Annotated in this window: 18 protein-coding genes and 1 pseudogene; 1 reads left to right on the top strand and 18 read right to left on the bottom strand. The window is 28.5% G+C overall.

Going from position 1 to position 24,032, the window contains the following annotated elements:
- Window positions 1–90 precede the first annotated feature (90 nt).
- Window positions 91–1,845 carry an Eco57I restriction-modification methylase domain-containing protein gene (locus tag JOC70_RS07800; protein WP_204598315.1) on the bottom strand — a complete coding sequence of 585 codons (1,755 nt, stop codon included), beginning with the start codon at window positions 1,843–1,845 and terminating at the stop codon, window positions 91–93.
- A 77-nt stretch (window positions 1,846–1,922) separates the two neighbouring features.
- On the opposite strand from JOC70_RS07800, the gene pdaA reads away from it, so the two are divergent.
- Complete coding sequence (pdaA, locus tag JOC70_RS07795) at window positions 1,923–2,972, top strand: delta-lactam-biosynthetic de-N-acetylase (RefSeq protein WP_204598314.1); 1,050 nt, start codon at window positions 1,923–1,925, stop codon at window positions 2,970–2,972.
- A gap of 104 nt (window positions 2,973–3,076) precedes the next feature.
- Here the strand turns inward: pdaA and JOC70_RS07790 are convergent, their stop codons facing one another.
- The 17 genes and pseudogenes from JOC70_RS07790 to JOC70_RS07710 form a co-directional block, all read right to left on the bottom strand.
- Window positions 3,077–3,784 carry a WecB/TagA/CpsF family glycosyltransferase gene (locus tag JOC70_RS07790; protein ID WP_204598313.1) on the bottom strand — a complete coding sequence of 236 codons (708 nt, stop codon included), beginning with the start codon at window positions 3,782–3,784 and terminating at the stop codon, window positions 3,077–3,079.
- Window positions 3,785–3,787: 3 nt separating this feature from the next.
- Window positions 3,788–4,441, bottom strand: coding sequence for an exopolysaccharide biosynthesis polyprenyl glycosylphosphotransferase (locus JOC70_RS07785; protein WP_204598508.1), 654 nt, complete (start codon window positions 4,439–4,441; stop codon window positions 3,788–3,790).
- 12 nt (window positions 4,442–4,453) lie between these two features.
- Window positions 4,454–6,004 (bottom strand): annotated as a pseudogene (gene murJ / locus JOC70_RS07780) (murein biosynthesis integral membrane protein MurJ); the annotation flags it as partial.
- The gene (locus JOC70_RS07775; RefSeq protein ID WP_207755249.1) at window positions 6,005–7,126 is read right to left on the bottom strand and encodes a glycosyltransferase family 4 protein; all 1,122 of its coding nucleotides are present in this window, start codon (window positions 7,124–7,126) and stop codon (window positions 6,005–6,007) included.
- A gap of 1 nt (window position 7,127) precedes the next feature.
- Window positions 7,128–8,363 carry an O-antigen ligase family protein gene (locus JOC70_RS07770; protein ID WP_204598312.1) on the bottom strand — a complete coding sequence of 412 codons (1,236 nt, stop codon included), beginning with the start codon at window positions 8,361–8,363 and terminating at the stop codon, window positions 7,128–7,130.
- Window positions 8,364–8,378: 15 nt separating this feature from the next.
- On the bottom strand, window positions 8,379–9,617 hold the full coding sequence (locus tag JOC70_RS07765; protein ID WP_204598311.1) for an O-antigen ligase family protein: 1,239 nt from the start codon (window positions 9,615–9,617) through the stop codon (window positions 8,379–8,381).
- 113 nt (window positions 9,618–9,730) lie between these two features.
- A complete protein-coding gene (locus JOC70_RS07760) occupies window positions 9,731–10,762 on the bottom strand; it encodes a glycosyltransferase family 2 protein (RefSeq protein WP_204598310.1) in 1,032 nt (343 codons plus the stop codon).
- A gap of 37 nt (window positions 10,763–10,799) precedes the next feature.
- Complete coding sequence (locus JOC70_RS07755) at window positions 10,800–12,224, bottom strand: O-antigen ligase family protein (protein WP_204598309.1); 1,425 nt, start codon at window positions 12,222–12,224, stop codon at window positions 10,800–10,802.
- Window positions 12,225–12,255: 31 nt separating this feature from the next.
- The gene (locus JOC70_RS07750) at window positions 12,256–13,638 is read right to left on the bottom strand and encodes an ABC transporter substrate-binding protein (protein WP_204598308.1); all 1,383 of its coding nucleotides are present in this window, start codon (window positions 13,636–13,638) and stop codon (window positions 12,256–12,258) included.
- A gap of 19 nt (window positions 13,639–13,657) precedes the next feature.
- Window positions 13,658–15,202: a murein biosynthesis integral membrane protein MurJ gene (murJ, locus tag JOC70_RS07745; protein ID WP_204598307.1), complete on the bottom strand. Its 1,545-nt coding sequence runs from the start codon at window positions 15,200–15,202 to the stop codon at window positions 13,658–13,660.
- A gap of 13 nt (window positions 15,203–15,215) precedes the next feature.
- The gene (locus JOC70_RS07740) at window positions 15,216–16,316 is read right to left on the bottom strand and encodes a glycosyltransferase family 4 protein (protein WP_204598306.1); all 1,101 of its coding nucleotides are present in this window, start codon (window positions 16,314–16,316) and stop codon (window positions 15,216–15,218) included.
- 20 nt (window positions 16,317–16,336) lie between these two features.
- The gene (locus tag JOC70_RS07735) at window positions 16,337–17,077 is read right to left on the bottom strand and encodes an N-acetyltransferase (RefSeq protein WP_204598305.1); all 741 of its coding nucleotides are present in this window, start codon (window positions 17,075–17,077) and stop codon (window positions 16,337–16,339) included.
- A gap of 27 nt (window positions 17,078–17,104) precedes the next feature.
- The gene (locus JOC70_RS07730; RefSeq protein WP_204598304.1) at window positions 17,105–18,211 is read right to left on the bottom strand and encodes a Gfo/Idh/MocA family protein; all 1,107 of its coding nucleotides are present in this window, start codon (window positions 18,209–18,211) and stop codon (window positions 17,105–17,107) included.
- Window positions 18,212–18,341: 130 nt separating this feature from the next.
- Entirely contained in the window at window positions 18,342–19,658 is a 1,317-nt protein-coding gene (locus JOC70_RS07725) for a nucleotide sugar dehydrogenase (RefSeq protein ID WP_204598303.1), read from the bottom strand.
- A gap of 108 nt (window positions 19,659–19,766) precedes the next feature.
- The gene (locus tag JOC70_RS07720; RefSeq protein ID WP_204598302.1) at window positions 19,767–20,960 is read right to left on the bottom strand and encodes a glycosyltransferase; all 1,194 of its coding nucleotides are present in this window, start codon (window positions 20,958–20,960) and stop codon (window positions 19,767–19,769) included.
- A 19-nt stretch (window positions 20,961–20,979) separates the two neighbouring features.
- Entirely contained in the window at window positions 20,980–22,086 is a 1,107-nt protein-coding gene (locus JOC70_RS07715; protein ID WP_204598301.1) for a DegT/DnrJ/EryC1/StrS family aminotransferase, read from the bottom strand.
- 25 nt (window positions 22,087–22,111) lie between these two features.
- A complete protein-coding gene (locus JOC70_RS07710) occupies window positions 22,112–23,956 on the bottom strand; it encodes a polysaccharide biosynthesis protein (RefSeq protein ID WP_204598300.1) in 1,845 nt (614 codons plus the stop codon).
- Window positions 23,957–24,032: the final 76 nt, after the last annotated feature.

Raw genomic sequence — 24,032 nt, 5'->3', positions numbered from 1 at the left:
AAGAAAGTCCCTTAGGGACTTTCTTTTATATAAGCTTAATATTTACGCTCAATTTCACATAATAGTTGTAAACTACCTATTGCTAGCTTCTCATAGACTTTCTTCAATGATCCTTTTTTCCTGATCTGTAATTTCAAAGTATTTATACAACTCATTTTCTTCTAAAAAGGTTATATCACATTCTAATGGTATCATTAATTCCATTAATGTATTAGGATAATATTCGTATAAATCTTCTCCTAGCTTTTTTGCAAAACAATGATAGTAAAATTCATATATGCTACTATTCAATAAAAATAATAATGTTTTATAATCATAGCTTTTTTCTTCTTTTAAAATCAAGCTATATATATCTGCACTAAAGAAACTTCCTTTATCTAATGCAAACCTATTACTATTACTTTTATAAGGAAATATTATCTTCTCACCTTCAAAAATGTCAGGTTTTCTCCCCCATTGTAGCTGATACCACTTTCTTATACCATTTCTACACTCTCTTCTATTCATAAGCTTATATTCATATGGTTTTATATGATTTAACGCATTGATATATTTGCTTTCATCATCATTTATAAAATCAGAATAAATTATGTACTCTTTTACATTTTTTATATGATTTTTTTCTATATAACTGTTTTTTATCCAGGGTCTTAATATATCTATTTCTAGATTTTTATTTTTAATAGTTTCCTCAGATACTATAAATGCCTTATCACATCCTGTTATAATTCCTTGATAGCTGTTACATATGTCTTTTAACTTCAAACTACACTTCCTTTTAATTTTATCAAGTATATTTCTCTCCATGTTACTTCTCAGTATCCAAGTACTATTTTTTATGGCATGTTCTCCTATAGTAAAGCTATTATAATTACGTCCTTTGTTAAAAAACAACGATTCATAAAACTCTTTTTTATTTTGTCCCTTAATCTTTAATGGTTTTATAACATTAATATCATTTTGCACATTGGAGTTATTAGCATAAATTATAACTGGATCTACTCCTGTATTTTTAAAGGGCCTTAATCCATAAAAGTCAACTATTTCTCTTACAGAGAAATTATTTGATATATATTTTCTTAAGCTTATTCCATTTTGAGCTTCTATAAAATATCGCGCTAAAATATATACTACCTTTCCTTCGTACTTTAATAATTCCTTGGTCTTCTTAAAAAAACAATAACAAATGTCTCCCTTATCGCTATAAACTTCTTTATAAGCTTTCTTCAGCTTCACCGAATAATCCTTATCTATAGATTTATGACCTATATATGGTGGATTTCCTATTATAATTTCATATTTATCTTGGATCTCATTTAACAAAAAATCTTCATTTTTAAAGTTTTGAGGATTTACTTCTCCACTTATTAAAAATAAATCTATTAGAAGTATTTTTAATGCAGCGTTATCTATATCCATACCAAAAATATTATTTTTAACTATATGACTTGGAATATTATCTCTATTTAAATCTAAGTTATTTTTTTTATTAATTTCGGTTAGATTATCCGTATAAATACTATAAAGATAACTATAGCAAGGTATAAGTATATTTCCACATCCTGAAGCAGGGTCTAATATTTTAATATATGGGTTATTTATTATATCTTTTTTTGAGATAACCATTTTTATCATATACTCTGATATTTCCTGTGGAGTATATATAGCGCCTTTATATTTATCTCTACCAAAGTTATTATAATAAAATTCTCCAAAATATTCTTCATTTTTTAAAAAAAATGAATTTTTGTACTTTTTTAGAGCTTCCATCTTGTAACTATTATCCATTGGAAGTACAATGATATTATATAACTCGTCTATTTTTTCCAAAAATATATCAATCATTTTATCTCTCTCCATCGTATATTAAGTAGTAATACACACAAACTAAAGTATATCATATATTAGGTAGGTGATTAAATATGAAAAAGAAACATCTTTCCATTTTAATATCAGTCATGCTTTGCTTTTCTTTAATAGGTTGTAAAAGTAGTAATGAAAAAGTATATACAAACCCTGGTACATCTTCAATAAATGAACAAGCTAGTAATTCTCCAGATAATAAAAATAATGATGTTATAAAAAGCGATGAAAAATATATTCCAGAAGAAGAAATAAATACTGAAGAAAATACTTCAACTAAGAATAGCTTAGATGAAAAAACTTCGGATGAATATGTAGAAAAAGAAGAAAAGCCTATAGAAAATAAGGTTGGTCAGCCTTCTAAAAATGCTACCGAGGAATCTAAACCTCAGTTAAGCACAACTACTTTAGAGACAAAGGAACGTGATTGGTTTTTTATACCTAAAAAAGATGGTACTCCATCTACTGTTGACCCTAGCATATTGAATTTAATAACTAAACAAGATGGATATTACCTTGGAAATACAAATGAAAAAGTTTTATATCTGACTTTTGATGAAGGATACGAAAATGGTTATACTGGTAAAATATTAGATGTACTAAAAGCAAATAATGTACCAGCAGCATTTTTTGTAGTAACACCTTATATAAAGACAAGTTCAGATTTAGTTAAAAGAATGGTAGACGAAGGTCACTTAGTATGTAACCACTCAACTAACCATCCTTCTATGGCTTCAACTGCCTTAAAAGGTACTGATAAATTTAATTATGAACTTGAAAATACAGCAAAAGTATTTAAAGATCTTACTGGCAAGGATATGCCTAAGTTCTTTAGGCCACCTATGGGTAAATATAGTGAGCTTTCCCTTTCTTATACTAAAGAATTAGGTTATAAAACTATTTTCTGGAGTTTTGCTTATAAGGATTGGGATATTAACAACCAGCCTTCACATGACTATGCTAAAAAGATGATAATGGATAGAACTCATAATGGAGCTATAATGCTTTTACATGCAGTTTCTAAAACCAATACTGAAATATTAGATGACGTTATAAAAGAATTAAAAGCTAAGGGATATAGATTTGCTTCACTTGAAGAACTTAAATAAAAATTAGTTTAAAATAAAAAGCACAAGGTTGTCATAAATAAATTCCCTTGTGCTTTTTTAATTTAATATTATTTTTATAATCGAACATCATGACCAGATTTCATTTAACTTTTAAATATTGCCTTTGCAATGAATGCAGGAATCGACCCAAGTCTCTTCATTCTATATGGTTCCTTACTCACTCTATAAAGCCATTCTAGTCCTAAATTTATCATCCATTTTGGTGCTCTCTTTACTTCTCCTGCAAATACATCAAAACATCCTCCTACACCCATAAATATATTTGCATTTAATTCATCCATATATTTAGTTATAAATAGCTCTTGTCTAGGAGCCCCCATAGCTACAAAAAGAGCATAAGGCTTTAATGTATTTATTTCTGTTATTAATTCGCTACAATTATTCAAATCAAAAAAACCATTATGGCTTCCTGAAATAACAAGCCTTGGGTGCTTTATTCTTAAGTTTCTTATACACTTTTGAAGCACCTCTTCCTTTGTTCCTAAAAGATATATGCTTCTTCCCTCAGCTTCACACTTTTCCAAAAGCTTTTCCATAACTTCAATTCCAGCAATCTTTTTTTGTACACCTTGATTTAATGCCTTAGATGCAATAACTGTTCCTATTCCATCAGGAATGATTATAGAATTTTCAGAAGTAAAATTGTTAAATAACTCCTCATTTTTAAGACCATTATTCAATACTTCTGGATTTCCAGATATTATATGAACTTTATTAAATTCACTTATATATTTAAAAAGTTCTTCTTCATCTTTATTAAATACCTTATAACCTAATACCTTGCTAAACATATCTTAAAATGCTCCTTCTTTTTTAAATACAGAAAATACTGTTTTAAATAGTATTTTTATATCTAACCATATTGAAAAATTCTTAATATATGTTAAATCATAATATATAGTTTTAGCAAGTTCTATTTCCCCTCTTCCACTTACTTGTGCAAGTCCTGTAATTCCAGGTAAAACTAACAGCCTTTGTGAATATTCAGGAGGATAATATTTTACCACATCAGGAATTTCAGGTCTTGGTCCAACTAAACTCATGTCTCCTTTAAAAACATTAAAAAGCTGAGGGAGCTCATCTAAGCTGGTTTTTCTTAAAAAAGAACCCATTTTTGTAATTCTATTATCTTCCTTACTCTGGAAAACAAAATTACCTATGTCCTCGGGATTTATTTCTAAGCTTCTTTTCTTCTCCGCATTCACAATCATTGTTCTAAACTTATATATAGTAAAATCTTTATTGTCTTTTCCTACTCTTACCTGTTTAAATACAGCCGGCCCTTTAGAATCTAATTTTATAAGTAATATAAGAATTAAATATATAGGCGACAAAACTATTATGCCACATAAAGATAGAACTATGTCCATAAATCTCTTTATTGCAAACTGACCTTTTTTATTTCTGATATGATTTTGTTCATTTATTTCTATTAAATTATTTTGCATGCAAAATTCCTCCTTATTTATTTTTTTATTTTTCAATAGATTAAAAAAATAATAAATTTCTTCTACTTTTAAAAAATATATACATACAAAATATATGGTTAATCCTATTACAAAATTTACAAGTAATGAAATTAAGCTTCCATATGCATTGTTTCCAAAAGTATTCACACAATAAATACTGACTATATTTATTATAATACCCATAATAGCTGCTGAAACTAAAGTTTTTATAAATGTAACATAAATATTTTTCAGTTCAATTCCGTTCATTTTTTTATTTAAATTTATAAGCATTAGCAAAGTAATAATTATAGAAGAGATACTTGTAGCAAGTGCTAGCCCCGAAACTTTCATATAATTTACTATGAATATGTTTATAACAACATTTATTATTATTCCAACAAAGCTATTTATCATGGGAGTTTTAGTATCCTTAACTGCATAAAAAGCCTTGTTTAATATATCTCTTAATCCATACGCTATCATAGCTGGTGAATAAAATAGTAATGCATTTGCTGTTAAATTTACAGCATCTTGGTCAAAGGCCCCTCTTTTGAAAATTAAGGTTATAAGAGGTACTCTAAGTGCTGCTATAGCAATAGATGCGGGAACCATTATGAGTAATATCATATTTATTCCCTTAGATAAAATTTCTTTATATTCTTTTGTCACTCCATTCACTGCGTATCTAGATAAAAATGGATATATAACCATAGCTATACCTATAGCAAAAACCTCATAGGCCAATGTATTTATTTTATTTGAGTAATCAAGTACTGTAGCTGCTCCTACAAACAATTTAGTTGCAAACGCTCTATTTATAAAATTATTTAACTGAATAAGTGAAGTGCTTATTATAACAGGAGTCATAAGCATAAACATACTTATTAATTTCTTATCTTTAATATTAAAAGTCCATTTATATGTATATCCTAACGCCTTATATTTAGGAAGATTTATTATAAGCTGCACTAAGAAGCTTATCACTGTTGCCCAAGCAAAGCCATATATTCCATACTTACTTGTTAAGAATACCAAATAAATTATGAATACAATATTTGAAACAAGTGACATAGCAGCAGGCTCATAAAATTCATTATGAGATTGAAGTACCCCAGTAATAACACTTTGAATACTTATAAAAAGCAATGATAAAAGCATAATCCTTACAATATTTACAGTAGTATTAAATACATACTGATTTTCTTTGAATCCAGGAGCAAATACTAATACAATATACTTTGTAAAAATTATTAATGCTAATATTAATAATATCGTAAAAACACCATATATATTTATGGTATTATTTACAAATTTAATTCTAGGGGTTTCTTCTTTTTTCTCAATATATTCTGTGTTCATTGGTATGAATGTAGTTGTAAGTCCATAACTTATTGTAGTAAGTAAATATACTATTCCTATAGAAAAATTATATATGTCTGAAATATCTGATGCTCCAAACTTGGCTGCCACTAAAGAATCTCTAATTACAGCCAAAACCTTCCCTATTATGGTAAACATCATTACTATTAAAGAACTTTTTATAAACTTAGATTCTTTCATCTAATTCACTCCGCTTAAAATTTTACTATACGCATCAAAGTATCTTTTCCAAAAGTTATCCAATGAAAATTCATGTATAACTTTATTATAAAGATTTTTACCCATTAATTCTATCTTCTCTTTATTCATATAAGCACATCTCATTTTATCATACATGTCATTTATATCATAAGGATTTACTAAAAATCCCTCATTTTCACCTATTATACTTTCCATATCTCCAACCTTAGAGCATATGATTGTCTTTTTCATCAAGGCAGTTTCAAGTACTGCAAGGGGTGGAGCCCCTCCTTCGCTAAAGGAAGTTAGCACACCTACATCTGATGCATTTATGTAATCTAATACATTTTCTTTAAATCCTGCAAATATTACCTTATCCTGTATATTTAACTTTTGAACCTTTTCTTTTAATGTTTCCTCTAAATCTCCAAATCCTAAAAGCATTAATTTTATATCTTTTATTTCAATTTGAAGTTTAAAAAAGGCATCTATTAAGCCCTCATGATTTTTTATTGGATGCATTCTTCCCACCATTGAATATAAAAACTCATTCTTAGATATATTATACATATTTCTTATTGACTCTCTATCTTGTTTTAAATAAGTTTTTTCTAGAGAAATCCCATTAGGTATTACATATTTATTTCCTTTAAAATTATTTTTACTTATTAGATTTTTTAGGTACTGTGATACACAAATATAATTTTTATATTTTTTTAACCCTAAAGCACTTAATGGAGTAAAAAATATTCTTTTAAACTTATTGTTTATAAAATCGTATCTATAGTCACTATGAATTGTAACAACACATGGCACTTTTATTTTATGAGCTATCATAAAATAAAAAAAGTTTGCACGAGCTCCGTGAAAATTAACTATATCTATATTATTTTTTTCAATATACTCTCCTAACTTATTGCCTAAAAGTTCTTTAAAACTATAATAGGTTGCTGGTATATGTAGCTCTTTAGCTTTTTCATATAACATTCCATCTCCTATTAAGCAAAGAGAGCACTTCATTTCACTTATATTATTTAAACATATATTTATAACATGATTTCCCCCACCGCCGTTATCATTTCCTGTTATCACTTGCAATATATTAATTGGTATCGCCTCCATATTACATAACTTCAAGATTCTTTGAATTAATTGGTATGGATATAATAACTATAAATATCAAGATAATTTTAGGAGCTGAGAAAAAATCATCAACCATGTTCATTATAAAAATAAAAACTATAAAAGAAATATAAAATCCTCTATAAAAATTTTTATGTAAACTACTTGAAGTTTCATGTATGTATTTCCTTATTTTCATAATTATAAATATTATTAAGCTTATAATCAATATCATTCCAATAATACCCAACTCAGCTTGCACCTGCAAAAATACATTATGAGGATGAAATATTTGATAATCTGAATACTTAAGTTCTGCAAATCTTTTTATATAGTTATCATATTGGTAGGAAAAATTTCCCACTCCCACTCCCAATAAAGCATGTTCCTTTATCATTAACAATGTAGTTTCCCATAACTTAATTCTAGTAACATTTTGACTAAAATCATTAAATTCCGTTAGTCTCATTGAAATTTCAGGAATTAATAATCCTATTAAAAATACGCCTAAAAATGGCACTATAAACTTTTTATTATATATAATTGCTACTAGTAAGCATCCAACTCCAAAGGCCATCCATGCATTTCTCGAATAACTCACAATTATATTAAATAAGCATAAAAATGAAATTATTATGTACAAGTACTTTTTTCTTTTTTCCTTTTCATAAATAGATAACATTATAAAAGGAAATATAAATAATACAAAGAACGCACCAAGATTATTGGAATTTTCAAGCAGCGATTCTACTCTTATTCTATTTACCCCTTCTGATGTTTGTTCTATTCCAATTCCTTTTAGAGTATCAATAAAGGTTACTATAGATACTATTATTAAGGTAAATATAAAACTATTAAGTATATTATCTACATATCTTTTGTTATGCGTTTGATCCTCAATTAAATAATATATAAATAAGTACTTCATATACATTTCAACTTCTGATATAGCAGAAGCTTTATCTGCAGAATAGGTTATACTAAATATCATCCATAGTGCGCATAAGCTAAGAACAATATTACATTTATTTTTAAAAAACCTCTTAACTGAACTTATAGATTTATTTCTAATTTCTCTATTTAAAATGACTCCAAGTGCATAATAGGTTATAAGTATACTTAGCACAACATGTATATTTAATCCCACAACCTTATATTTTGACGTAACTGGCAATGCTATGAACAAAAAAATATATATACACAATAATATATTCAAAAAATTATAGTACATTTTCATAGTAATTATCTTCCTCTAACTCTCTTGATTCTTATATAATATTCCTTCAAAATTAGCTACTAAAATCCAAAAAAAAGCTATTACTTTAGGCGCAGAAAAAAAGTTATCTATAATATTCATAAAAACAAACGATATTACTGAAGCAAAAAATCCAGTATAAAATATCTTATAAAACTTAATATTAATTCTTTTTATAAATCTTACTACGTTAACAACTATACTTATAATTATACCTAAGAAAGCTGCTGTTCCAAATAACCCTAATTCAGATTGTATCTTTAAAAAAACATTGTGTGTATGAAAATTATCTGTTGGATAGTACTCTATTTTCTTTTTGTACTTTAACTTATATATATCATACATAACCCTATAATTCCCATTTCCAACCCCAGTAAAAGGATGGTCTTTAATCATCATAAATGCAATATCCCATAACTTTATTCTAGATAAATTTTGGCTTTTATCAGTAAACTCTAATAATCTATTATTTATCTGTGGAATTAATAATGATATAACGCCTAGTCCTCCCATGCCTAATATTATCTTCCAACTATAGGTTAAAGATAATATTACAATTCCTACTACTAATGCTAACCAAGCATTTCTTGAAAAGCTTAATATTATGTTTGTAAACGTTAATAAACTTGCTATTCCCAAATATAGTTTTCTTCTTTTTTCTTTTTCGTTTAACATTAACATTACCATTGGGAAAAATCCTATTAACATAAAAGCACCCAAATTGTTAGAGTTTTCTAGAGTAGAAAAAATTCTAGTTCTTATTCCATGTTCACTTTTTTGTATAAATCCTACACCTAATATATATTCAAGTATGCCTATAGAGCTTACTAAACTAACTACGTAAATATATAGCTTTAGTATATTATTTGAAATATACTTGTTATTTAATTCATATTTTATTATAAAAAACAATGCTCCATATGTACCAAATCTTATACTTTCACTTAATGCTAATTTTTTATCTGTAGAATAGGATATAGAAATTAGCATTATAAATATTAGTAAAGATATAAATATAGTCAAATAATTTGTGAAAAAGTCCTTTAATCCATACAGAAATCTATTTCGAACAGTTTTAAATACTACAATCATAATTAAATAATAAACTATAAGTAAAGCTAATAATATATCCCCATTAAATGGAATATTACCAACTTTAAACTTGCTTGGAGCAATGGGTAATACAATCATATATATGTATAATAAAAAGCTTAAGATTCTAGTGCTTGTTTCCATTTTTATTCTCCTTTCAAACACATGTCGATTTATCAAAATGTCTCTCTATATATTATACACAAATTAAGCACACAAGGTATTGTAAAATTTCAATATCTGTGTGCTTATTATATTTATCTTGACATTTTTGTATTTTTTTCAATAGATTTTTTAGATTTAAATATGAAAAAGTTGAATATTCCATTTACAAATCCTAACCCATAACTTAGATGAAGAATGGGGAATATTGAAAATATATATGGAAATATACCCTTATTATTTTTAATTAGCTTTGATGAAAATATAATATCTCCTATCAAATATAGAAATACTTCTAAAAACCATAAATAAAGTATCCATTTATAAAATAATCCTAACCCTACTCCTAGTATATTTGTAGTAACAAATAATGCTGGAATTAAGTGTCTTATAGATGCGGGTCTTCCGTGCTTTTGCATTACCCTTACTTTCCAAAATCCATACTGATAGTATTGCTTCCAGAGCTTTTTTAAAGAAGATCTGCTATAATAGTAAGATTTTATTTTAGGTGATAGTAATATTTTATATCCATTTTTTATTACCCTAAAATTTAATTCATCATCTTGATTTCTCACAAGCTCTTCATCAAAATATCCTATTTTATTTAACACATTTTTAAAATAGCACCCAAAGGCAACTGTATCAACAAACATTTCTTCCTTAGCATATCTAAATAAGGCATTTCCAACACCAAAGGGAGAACTCATTGCAGCGGAAATAGCTCTGCCTTTGTTATCTTCATTAATAGTTTCTATAGGTCCGCCAACGCATCCTACCTCTTTATTCTTAATAAGAGCATTTACATTTTCTTTTATAAAATCCCTATCTGCATATGCATGAGCTCCAAATATTATTATTACATCAGCTTTGCTGTAGTTTATTCCTTTATTCATTCCTTTAGGTGCTGATAATCCTTCATTATCTATAATCTTTATATTTGAATATTCCTTCATATAACTTTTTATGATTTCTCTTGTTTTATCCGTTGACATGCCATCACAAACAAGTATTTCATATAATTCCTTAGAATAGGATTGATTTATAAAAGATTCTAAACACTTCTTTATATAATTTTCTTCGTTTCTACAAGGAATTACTATAGACACTGTAAGGTTACTATTATTCATCTAAATCTCTCCTATAATCTGAAATTAATTAGTTTTTTTAGCTTTTACTTTCTTCATTAAGTATAGAAATTAAACCAAAAATTATAAATATCACGAGAGTTCCTGTTATTACTCCCTTATGATTAAATTCATTCCCTGTCAAAGTAGAAAATATAACATATATAAATACTGAATTAATCAAAGGTCTATTGTATGAATAATTTTTAAAGCATATTATTAATCTATTTAATATAATTGCTATAAATATTATCAAAGAAACTATTCCAAACTCCACTGCAATTTGCAATAAAATATTATGTGCATGTTCTAAGGGATAATGAGCAACTGTTGCATTAAATCTTATATTCTCAGGCATTGCTAAATATCCCTGAAAGGCAAATTTTTTATATGCAATAGAAAAGTTACCTCCCCCTATACCAAAGGGATATTTCGCAATCATAACTAAATCAGTAAATATTGATTGTAGTCTTGCCACTGCGGATTCGTTTTGTAAAAATGATGTAGTTGTTCCCCTATTCATTATGTAGGAAAATATCGGCTTAAATCCAATCACTAATGGTATTAATCCTATATATAATACCTTTCTATACTTTTTGCTTAGTAAAGCTATAAATACAGTAATTAATAAGCACAACCATGCCCCTCTACTAAATGTTAATAATATAGCAAATACATAGTTTAAAAGCATAAGACTTAAAAATGCTTGTTTTCTTAAACTATTCTTTTTATATAACACTAACTCTAGTAAAAGAGGAAATACAGTAATAAGTATACCTGCGAAAATATTAACGTTATGAAAACCATAAGTTAAGTAAATTCTATTCGCCTTTATAGCTGATAAAGAAATTCCCCTGCTAAATAATTGCAAGTATCCATATACACAACTAAAACTTAAAGCTAATATTAAAGCGTAGAACACTTTCTCTTTATCGTCCTCATTAAAATATGCCATGAAGCTTAATAAGAACATTATAGGTGTTGCAATACCTATATGTACCTCGCTTATCCCCTTCATTAAATTCGGAGAAAAAAAGCTGCTATTGATACAAAAGATTAAAAATGCCAATATCAAGACAATAAAATTAAAGTTTCTTTTATCGTTTTTATAATAACTTGCAATCTTAACTTTTATATCTTTAAAACTAAATATGAAAAGTACTAGCATATAAATTGTTTCAAAAGTAACTCTTAAAAAAAACACATCAAAATACACTATTCTTCTTACCGTTGTATAAATAGGTAAAAATAATATAAACATCAAGATAGATAGTTTTCTATCCTTTTTTATTAATATTATATCTAATAATAATAGAAATAACGCTGCTAATAACATTAGGCTGGTGCCCATTCCTATACTTTTCATTAGCATAATTGATACTATCAAAGAAATCAAAAAACATCCTACTATTATTTTATAATAATCCTTAATTGTATTTTTGAAGTAATCTACATATGTTTCCATTTACTTCACTGCTCCAATCTCAGTTTTCCTATTATTTTATTTTATAATATTTAAAATCAAATTTTTCTTTATCTATGGCAAAATCATAATATTTTTTATATTGATTATTTAAGTCTTCAATAACCTTTTCCACACTACTTTTAGACTTTATAGCATCTAAAACTAGATTCAACTCATATCTTGAATTTCTACTTAAAAATATAGTAGGATCTAACCTCTGATTAGAAAAATCATTAACATCATTATATCCTGAATAAACATCATTACTTATCATAGTATTATCAACATTAATAGGCAATGCATTTCTTGTTTGCAAAATTTCATTATTCACTTCATTACTTACTAAATACTCGTATACCTTTTTTATAGCTTCTGTTTTCTTTGTTTTTTCCTGTATACTTTGCTCTGTATCATCTTTTGTTTTTTCTATAGAAGCCTTATTTAAAACTAAAAAATTGGAGTTATTTGTATAGTAATATTTACTCTTGCTTTTTTCATCAACTTGCATTAAGTTTGAAATTCCTACCTGAAAACTTAATGGTAATATACTAGAAAAATATGCCTTGTCTTCGTAAGTGCTTATCATCATTCCTATCTTTTCTTGATAAAATTCAGATCTCAATTGATTCTTAGACTTTTTCTCAAAATCTTCTTCTAATATACCATTTGAATATAAATCTTTATATATATTTAATATATCTGTTGAATAACTAAAGTCGTATTTTCCCTGTTTATAATTCCAAAAAGTTGTATAAATTGTATCTGAATTTACACTAGGCTGACCTATAGCAATATTCATATCTTCATATTCCTTAAATGGAAATGCAAATGCCGTGATATCCGGAAACTTACTTTTGATTTTATTAGAGTACTCTATTAATTCACTCCAATTTTTTGGGGGTTTATTAGGATCTAGTCCAGCTTTTTCAAATATTTCTTTGTTCCAGATAAACTTCACGTTATTTTCCATAAGTTTAATACCTAAAGGATTATCCTTATAATATACGATGTTATCCTTATTTACTTTGTTAAGATTCATATTTATTTCATCTAAATATGCAACTTGATCGTTTTTCATTAGAGCATTAAACCCATATTCAAATATATCTGGTCCCTGACCTGATGCAAGAGTAGTTCTTAAAGCATTATAATAATCCTCCTTATATTCAGAGAATACTATATGTATGTTGTCCTTATTAGTATTATTAAACTTTTCTATTTGATAAGATCTTGTAGGAGATATAATGCTTTTTTTCATCCATAATCTTATTATAGTTTTATCTTTTAATTCAGGAGACAATTGTCTTTCTCCATAATAACTTTCATAAAAATTCATCCTATAAAATGCTGATACTGAAATCAATATTATAATGATTATGGTATATACTAAATACCTTATATTTTTTTTAATCATTATTTATCTCCCCTAATTCTTATTTTAATTTTTTATTCTTTAATAATCCTTTTATTTCTTCAACCCTCAATATTACTAGCATCATTACATATATGAATGCACCTATTATAGTACAAATTATTATATTTGATACTATAAACAAATTACCTTGAGGCATTAACTTATAAAGCATATTATAAGCTAAAACTACTGCTTCATACATGACTAATCCTGATGCAGCCATCTTTATAAAATTTATAAAAATTTTAAGATAGCTTACTTCCTTAATTCGTGCCTTAAGCTCAATAAATAATATTAAAGCTAAAATGGTTACAGATAAAGTGGTAGCTAGAGCTATACCATTTACCCCCATAACGGGTGCTAATATAATTACAAATAATATATTTACTACAACTAATATAAATCCATTTATCATAGGTACAAAAGTATTTTTCATGGCAAAAAACACTTTGCCCAAAATATCCATTAGCGAATAGCCAAAAGCAGAAAATGCTAAGTATTTAAGGCATAATGACGTAACTTTAGTAGCATTACTATCAAACTTTCCATGCTCTAAAACCACTTTAATTACAGGTTCACTTAAAGCTACTAGTCCAAAAATCAGTGGAATAGTAACAAGCACTACCATATTCACAGACTTAACAAAAAGTTCTCTAAATCCTTTATGATCTTCTATAGCATATTTTTCTGTAAGTTTCGGATATAGTACTGTAGTTATAGCTACAATGAATACCTGATTTATTATAGTACTAAATTTACTTGCATAATCTATTACCGAAATACTTCCTGGTACTAAATTAGATGCAAAATTTTTAGATACCATAATATTTATTTGAGATACTGCACTGCTTATTAAAATAGGTATAGCTAATGCAAGCATTTTTCTTACATTAGGGTCTTTAATATCTATGTAAAATTTATATTTATAATCATTTCCCATAAAAGGTCTTTGTGTTAAAGCCTGTGCTATTGCCCCGGCAAATACTGAAATTATTGCAGCAGTTATACCATAATATTTATAAAATACTATGAGTCCTATTATTATAACTACATTGGCTACAATTCCAGTTAAAGATGGCTGAACAAACTTTCCATAGGACTGCAAATATCCTGTGTATAATCCACTCACTGCCAAAAATATTATAGATGGCATCATTATTCTTGTCATATCAACAGTTAACAAAAAATCCTGTCCCTTAATTCCTCCAGCAAATAGCTTTACCAATTGAGGGGAAACTATTATTCCTATAACGGTTAAAACCACACATAAAATGGTTATTATATTTAATACATTATTAAAAAGCTTGTTTGCTTCATCCTTATTAGATTTAACATTTGAAAATATAGGAATAAACGTAGTTACAAGAGCCGCCGCCACAGCACTAAAAAATACCTGTGGCATAGTACTTGCAATCTTAAATATATCGGATTCTCTAGTTGCTCCTAATTGTATTGCAACTATAAACTCTCTTAAAAAACCTGTCATCTTACTAACTACCAATATAATTGTAATAATTATACTGTACTTAGCTGCAGTTTTTATATCCTTCTTTACTTCAGACATACTACCTCCAAATTTACTCTAAGCTTTTATAAGCTTCTAGAAGTCTTTGTTCACATACGTTCCAGTTATAGGACTTACATACCTTATCATATCCTATATCCCCCATATGTTTTGCAGCTTCTAAATCCATGGCTATCTCTTTGATAGCTCTTGCTATGTCATCCTCTGATGAAGGATCTGCCAAAACGCCGCTAACTGGATTTTTCACTATCTTTTCTATCATTGGAAAGTCGCTTCCTATTACTGCAGTTTTACTTATCATATACTCAAATAATTTTATTGGCTCCGAGTTAACATATCTCCAATTATCAGGCTGAAGTAAGACAAAACCTGCATGAGCTTTTTTTAAATAATCGAATACTTCCATATGAGGTACTTTACCAACAAAGGTTACGTCTTTATCTTTCAATTCTTGTCTTAAATAACTTTCACATTTATTTTTAAAATCCTCTGTTTCAAATGGACCTACAAATATGTATTTACAATCTTCATTTACGCTTTTTATAGCTTGTAGGGTTTTAAATATACCTCTATCTTCTCTTAAACCACCTACATAAATAAATGTAGGCTTTTCATTGTAATCCTTTAATACTTCTTCCTTTAATACAGGATAATTAGGTAAGAGAACTACATTTTTATTGTAGCTTTTAAACTTATTTATTAAAATTTCATTTACAGATATAATGCAATCTGCATTTTTACCTAAGCTTTTTTCATAGGTATATATTGCTTTTGCTACAATTCCTTTTCCTAATTTAAAATGCTCGGCAAAGCCTTCTGGATGATATTCATGAGAATCATATATCGCCTTTGACCCTAATTCTTTTTTCAACTTAATAGCTACCTGAAAGGAATCAGGCTCATGAGCATGGTAAACATGAGCCTTTATTTCCTTTGCTATTTTAAACATATCATTCATAGGTCTAAATCTATCATGCCAATTTTTTCTCTTTGCAAAGCATTTAACTATAACTCCATCTTCCGTAACAAAGTCCTTTTCTCCTGGAGCTACGATATATATTTCATCATATACCTTTTTTAAGGATAGTATTTCTTTGTAATATATCCTGTTATCAAAAACATCGTGTCCTGATGTTAACATACATATTTTCATTAATTACACCTCATTAGGTATTATTGATTTTTAAGAAGTTGATCTTCTGGCACTTGTCTTAAATATTTAGCTGGGTTTCCGGCCACTACAGCTTCTTTGTTCACATCTTTAGTTACTACACTGCCTGCTGCTGCAAATCCATCTTCATGAATAACTTTTCCTGGTAAAATAACAGAACCTGCTCCTATCCTACCACCCTTTTTAATAGTAACACCTTTAAACTTTCCAAATCGTTCCTTTGAGCGAGCTGCATAGTTATCATTTGATGTTGTTACACAAGGTGCTATAAATACATAGTCTTCAACCGTTGAATACGCTGTTAAATAAACGTTGGTTTGTATTTTACAATTAGAGCCAACTGTACAGAAATTTTCTATTGTAGTTCCTCTGCCTATTATAGTTTTTGATCCTATAGTTACATCTTCTCTTACTACAGCTGTATCTGCAATAAGTGTTTTTTCACCTATTTCACATCCACAGTATATTATAACGCCAGCTCCAATTAAACATTCATCTGATATTTTTGCTGATGGTAGCTTCTTCTCATCTTTAAATATACTGTTTACAGATCTCATAGGCTCTTTTCCTATTACAGTATTATCGTCAATTCTTACGTTATTGCCTATTTTAGTACCTTTGTGAATAACTACATTATTTGCAATAATACAGTTATCTCCTATAGTAACCTCATCTTCTATTACTACAAATTTTCCCACAGTAACATTTTTACCTAAATTAGCAGTTTCGGATATATAATTCATATCTCTTTCTCCCTACTTATTAAACTATTACTTATGAAGTTTATCTACATTTACCATATCCATTGTAGAAAAGTTTTCTAATGGGAATTTTACAGGCATTCCTGTAAGTCTTGACTTATAAGCTGCAAGTATTATAGACATACCTATTTTACCTGCTTCTCCATTTATAAGCGGCTGTCTATCATTATTAATAGCATCTAAAACATCCTTGTAAAGTGCAGTGTGTCCGAAACCATAAACTGAATCTGGATCTTCTCCCTGCTCTTTTAATATTTCCTCTTCGCTATCTTTTCCATCGGCAAATCTCCAGTTTTCGATTTTATTTACAGCAAGACCGCCTATACTTACTGTTCCTGTTTCACCAAATATGCTTAATGTTTCTTCAAGATTTTTCGGATATACACAAGCAGTTCCCTCTATTATTCCAATAGAACCATTTTTAAATCTTATGATAATTGCTCCAAAATCCTCTGCTTCTATATCTCTTAGGAAAGTATCACACTGTGCATATACAGTATCTATTTCTCCGCCCATCATCCATTGTAATAAATCTATATTATGTATGCATTGATTCATAAGTGTACCACCATCAAGTTCCCAGGTACCTCTCCAGGGAGCTTGTGTATAATAACCCATATTTCTGTTCCATAGTATTCTTGCTGTACCATTAATAAGTCTTCCGAATCTTCCTGAATCTACAGCTTCTCTTAATTTTTGTATAGGTTCATTAAATCTATTTTGATGACTTATACAAAGCTTTACATTATTTTCCCTAGCACATTTTATCATAGCATCTGCATCTTCTATAGAAAGAGCCATTGGCTTTTCAACAATTGCATGCTTACCCTTATTCATGCAATGTATAGTTATTTCAGGATGATATCCACTTTCTGTAGCAATAGCTACAACGTCTATATCTTCTTTCTCTAACATTTCCTTATAATCAACGTAAATTCCTACATTTACCGGAGTATTCATTCCCTTTATGTATTCGGAAGCCTTAGATTCTGCTTTTTCCTTGTCTACGTCACAAGTAGCTACAAGTATCGCTTCCTCCTTATTGTTTATCAACGCTTCCACATGTTTATATGAAATTCTTCCACAACCAATGATTGCAAACCTTAATTTTTTCACCCAAAACACCTCTTACCTTAATTATAAATTAGGATAAGCTATATTAAGCCTATCCTTTAACTTTACTCTTATAAATTTATTCAACTAAATTTTAGATGGAGTTTTTGCTCCATCTAAACTAAGTTTTATCTTATAATTTATAAATTTTTTCTCTATTATTTTTAACTTCTTTAGTAGCATTTCTAGTATCATATACAATCTTAGCTTTCTCTACTAAAGTTTCATAATCTATATTGCTGTGATTTGTAGTTATAACTACTATATCAGATTCATCTATAACTTCTTTCCAATCCACTGAATAGTATTGGTTGTTCTTATGCTCAAATTCTGGAACATATGGATCGCAAATTATTACATCTGCTCCATGCTTTTCTAAGTGCTCTATTACTTTTAATGCTGGAGATTCTCTCATATCATCTATATCATTTTTATAAGCCACTCCCATTAAAAGTACCTTTGCTCCATTCATGGACTTCTTTTCCTTATTTAATAACTTCATAACATTATCCACTACAAATTCTGGCATTCTATCATTTATATCTCCAGAAGTTTCTATAAGTCTTGTATGGAAGTCATATTCTTTAGCTTTCCATTCTAAGTAGAATGGATCTAGTGGTATACAGTGTCCACCTAATCCTGGACCTGGATAAAATGGCATAAAACCATATGGCTTTGTTTTCGCTGCATCTATTACTTCCCATACATCTATTTTCATTTTATTACATAACATAGCTATTTCATTTACAAGCGCTATATTTATATTTCTAAATGTATTTTCAAGTATTTTTTCCATTTCTGCTACTGCTGGTGAGGATACTGTGTGTATTTCTCCTTCTAATACATTTCTGTATAATACCGCAGCCACTTCTGTACAATCTGGAGTGCATCCGCCTACAACCTTTGGAGTATTTTTAGTTTTAAACTGTTTATTACCTGGATCTACTCTTTCTGGTGAAAAGGCTAAGAAAAAGTCTTCTCCACATTTTAATCCTGTTTCTTCAAGTATTGGTCTTAGAACTTCTTCAGTTGTCCCTGGGTATGTAGTACTTTCAAGTACTACAAGCATGCCCTTATGTAAGTATTTAGCTATGCTTTTAGCAGAGCTTACCACGTATGATAAATCTGGCTGTTTATATAAATCAAGTGGAGTTGGTACTGCAATGGATACTGCGTCTACTTCTGAAACAAAACTAAAATCAGTTGTTGCCTTTAGCTTTCCTTCTTCTATTATATTCTTTAAATCAGCATCCACAACATCTCCTATATAGTTGTGTCCTTCATTAACCATTTCTACTTTTTTATCTTGAACATCAAAACCTATTACTTCGTATCCTGCCTTAGCTTTTTCTACTGCTAGTGGTAATCCTACATATCCGAGTCCCACTACTCCGAGTTTTGCTGTTTTATTTTCTAATTTTTCTATAAGCATATCTCTTAATTGTGACATGTTTTGAACCTCCTAGGTTTGTAAATTTAAATAACCACATAAAATTATACACTTTGTGATTAATATGGTCAAATTTTTTTATAATATATATTTTAAATAACATATGTGTTATATTTTTGGTGTTTTTAAATGATTATTATATATTTTTATCATCTTATCTGCATTTATATCCCAAGTTAAATTTTCTTCTACACACTTTTTAGCATTTTTACCGATTTGCTCTCTCTTATCCTTATTTTCTATAAGAGTTTCAAGTATATTATAAATTTCTTCATGGCTTTTAGGGTTAACCAAAAATCCATTTTCGCCATTTACTATGATATCTTCTATTCCCTGACCTTTAACTCCTATAATAGGTTTACCTTGAGACATAGCCTCTATATATGCAACTCCAAAACCTTCATTATAGCTTGGTAGTGAAAATATGTCGCATTTTTTTATGTAATCAAACACTTCTTCATGCTTAACTCTTCCTATAAATGTAACATGTTTTTCTATATTTAATTCCTTGACTAGATTCTCCAATTCATCCCTTAACGCACCGTCTCCTACTATTGTATAAATTAAATTAGGATACTTTTTTACTAGCTCACTAACTGCCTTAATATTAAACTCTAATCCCTTAATAGGTATAAGATTAGAAATGCTTAAAATTTCTACGTAATCCTTATTAATGCTTTCTTCACTACTATAATCAATATACGCTTTGCTTATACCATTATGAACTACAGTTAGTTTAGATGAAAACTCAAATCCCTTAACTATATTTTTTAACTTATTACTAACAACTACAATACTATCCACTGAATTTAAAACCTTAAAAAGCGCATTTTTAGTTTGTTCATTCTTATGTAAAGTTTGTTGAAAGTCTTGCCCATGTACAGTTACTACATGCAAAGCTTTATATTCTTTATTTATAAGCATTCCTGAATACCCATCTGGGAGAGCTACATGGCTATGAATAACGTCAAATTTAAATTCTTTATATATATCAGCTATAATACCTTTTATCCCATTAAACATAAATTTACCAGACTTATGAAATAAAAGTCCTCTAGGAAACTCTATATATCTCGGATAATATACCTCTACACCTTCTAAATCGGTTTTATTAGGAATTTCGGAATATAGCTTCCACTTTTTATTTAAATGTTGTAAAGGAAAAGGGGCCCACGGTACTGGGCTTACCACTTTTACTTCACAGCCATTATTTATTAAAGCTTTAACTTGTTCATGAACAAAAATTCCTGCCATGGGGTTAAAAGTTGAAGGATACATATGAGAAATAACTAAAACCTTCATTTTAATTCATCCTTACACATTAATTGTTATTATAAAAATCCTTTATACACTGAACTACATATTCTTGCTGCTCTTTTGTAAGCTCAGGGAACATAGGTAATGCTAGTGCTTTTTCACAAGCTTTATCAGATATAGGTAAATCCCCTTCCTTATATCCTAAGTTTTTATAAACTTCTAAAAGATGAACTGGTATTGGATAATATATTGCTGTTCCTATACCTTTTTCATTTAAGTATTTTGCAAGTTCATCTCTTCTTTCACATCTTATTACATATTGATGATATACATGTTTACAATTTTTATCTTCAAATGGAACTACTATATCAGTATCCTTTAATAATTCATGATACACTTGTGCTCTTTTATATCTATTTGAGCTCCATTCATTTAAATAATTTAATTTAATTCTTAAAACCGCTGCTTGTATTTCATCTAATCTACTGTTGTATCCTATAGCTTCATGACGATATTTTTCTCTAGCACCATGAACTCTGAGCATTCTTATCTTTTCTGCTAATTCATCACTATTAGTTACAACCATTCCTCCATCACCGTAACATCCTAAATTTTTTGTAGGAAAGAATGAATATGTTCCTGCTATACCAATAGAACCTGCCTTTTTACCTTTATATTCTGCTCCGATTGCCTGACAAGCATCTTCTATTACAGGTATATCATACTTTTTGCTTATTTCCATTATTTTATCCATATCACACATCTGTCCAAATATATGAACTGGTATAATTGCTTTTGTCTTATCAGTTATTTTCTTTTCTATACTTTCAGAATCTATGCATAAAGTATTTTTATCTATATCAGCAAAAACAGGTGTAGCTCCTAAAACTGATGTAGTTTCTGCTGATGCGAAGAAAGTATATGGAGTAGTTATAACTTCATCTCCAGGTCCTACTCCTAATGCCTTTAGTATTAGCATTATAGCATCTGTCCCATTAGCCACCCCTAATGCATGTTTTACACCTGTAAATTCTGCTGCTTCTTTTTCAAATTCTTTTACATTAGGCCCCATGATAAAGTGAGTGCTTTCTAGCACATCTTTTATGGCTTTATCAATTTCATCCTGAATATTACGATACTGCACCTTTAGATCTAATAGATCAACCTTCATATTCTTCTCTCCTTTTGCACTATTTTTAGTTATTTTTCTTTCTTTTATAAGTAGGAACCTTTTCTTCCATAAGCTTAAATATTTCTTCCTTACTCTTATGAATTACTTGTTTAAATTCTTCAATTGATTTCTCTATGAACTCAATACTATTACCCGTAGGCTTTTCTACAAATATTTTATCATGTTCAGTAGATGTTAAAGCTACTTCATCTATAAGTAGTTCTTCATACAGCTTCTCTCCTGGTCTTAATCCTGTATACTCTATTTTTATATCGAGTCCTGGTTGATATCCAGAAAGTTTTATTAAATCCTTAGCTAAATCTACTATTTTAACAGGTTCCCCCATGTCTAGTACAAATATTTCTCCCCCCTTAGCCATACTTCCTGCTTGTATAACTAATTGGGCAGCTTCAGGTATGGTCATAAAGTATCTATTTATCTCTGGATGTGTTACTGTAACAGGTCCTCCATGTGCTATTTGTTTTTTAAACAGCGGAATAACCGACCCATTGCTGCCAAGTACATTTCCAAATCTTACAGCTACATATTCTGTATTACTTACAGTATCAAAAGCCTGAATTATTATCTCACAAAATCTTTTAGTTGCTCCCATTATATTTGTAGGATTTACTGCTTTATCTGTACTTATTTGTACAAATTTTTTAACTCCATAAACATGGCTAAATTTCGCAATATTATAAGTTCCTATAACGTTATTTTTTATTGCTTCACCAGGATTACTCTCCATTAAAGGGACATGCTTATGAGCCGCCGCGTGGAAGACAACATCTGGTTTATATTCCTCAAATATACTTTTAATTTTATTCTCATCTCTTATAGAAGCTATTAAAACTTCTTTATCTAAACCAGGATAGTTATAATTTAACTCCATTTGCAAATCATATGCATTATTTTCATATATGTCCATTATAAGAAGTTTATTTGGATTAAATTTAGCTATCTGTCTGCATAATTCTGAACCAATGGAGCCTCCTCCACCTGTTACCAATATAACCTTGTCTTTTATATATTTATCTATATCATTATTATTTAATCTTACTTCTTCTCTTCCAAGTAAATCTTCTATATTTACATCTCTTATCTTATTTACATTTACTTTCCCGTCTATTATTTCATAAATACCCGGTAAGGTTTTTAATTTAGCTGAAGTATTTTTACATATATTTATTATTTTTCTCTTTGTTTCTATTTCCGTTGAAGGCATGGCAAAAATAATCTCTTCCACCTTATTTTCAGCGCATATCCTAACTATATCATTTCTCTCACCAATTACTTTAACTCCACTTATGTGCTTTCCTTGTTTAGATGAATCATCATCAATAAGTCCTACTATGTCATAATTTAGATAGTCGCTCTTCTTTATTTCTTTTATAAGAAGTGCTGACGCATCCCCAGCTCCTATAATAAGAAGCCTCTTTTTCTTTTCCTCACAGTTTTTATTAGTATTCATTTCATCTACTAATCTAAATATAAACCTGGTTCCGCCTAGTGAAACCACTGATAAAAGCCAAAATATTATATGAACTGTAAATGGAAATCTAAAATATCTAGTCTCTAGTATTTTATAATTTATGAAATAACTATATAAAATAAATATTACATTTGATAATGAAACTGAATATATTATAGAAATAAGTTCTTCTATAGAAGCATACTTCCATATACTATCATACAAATGAAAAATCTTATTAAAGAACAATGTAATAATTATTACAGGTAGAAATGATAAGTAAAAAAATTCCGCATATTCACTAGGAATTTTAAAATCCAACCTTAGGAGAAGAGCTATATATAACGATAAAATAAGCAACGCAATATCATAAAAAATTAACTTTTTGTCCTTTTGCACTTTAATCACATCCTATGTCAAAATTATTGAGATGCCACATATACATCAGTACATCTCATCATATGAGATGTTCCTT

The sequence above is a fragment of the Clostridium pascui genome (assembly GCF_016908015.1).
Taxonomy (GTDB): domain Bacteria; phylum Bacillota; class Clostridia; order Clostridiales; family Clostridiaceae; genus Clostridium_AK; species Clostridium_AK pascui.
This window is presented reverse-complemented; position numbering and strand designations above follow the sequence as displayed.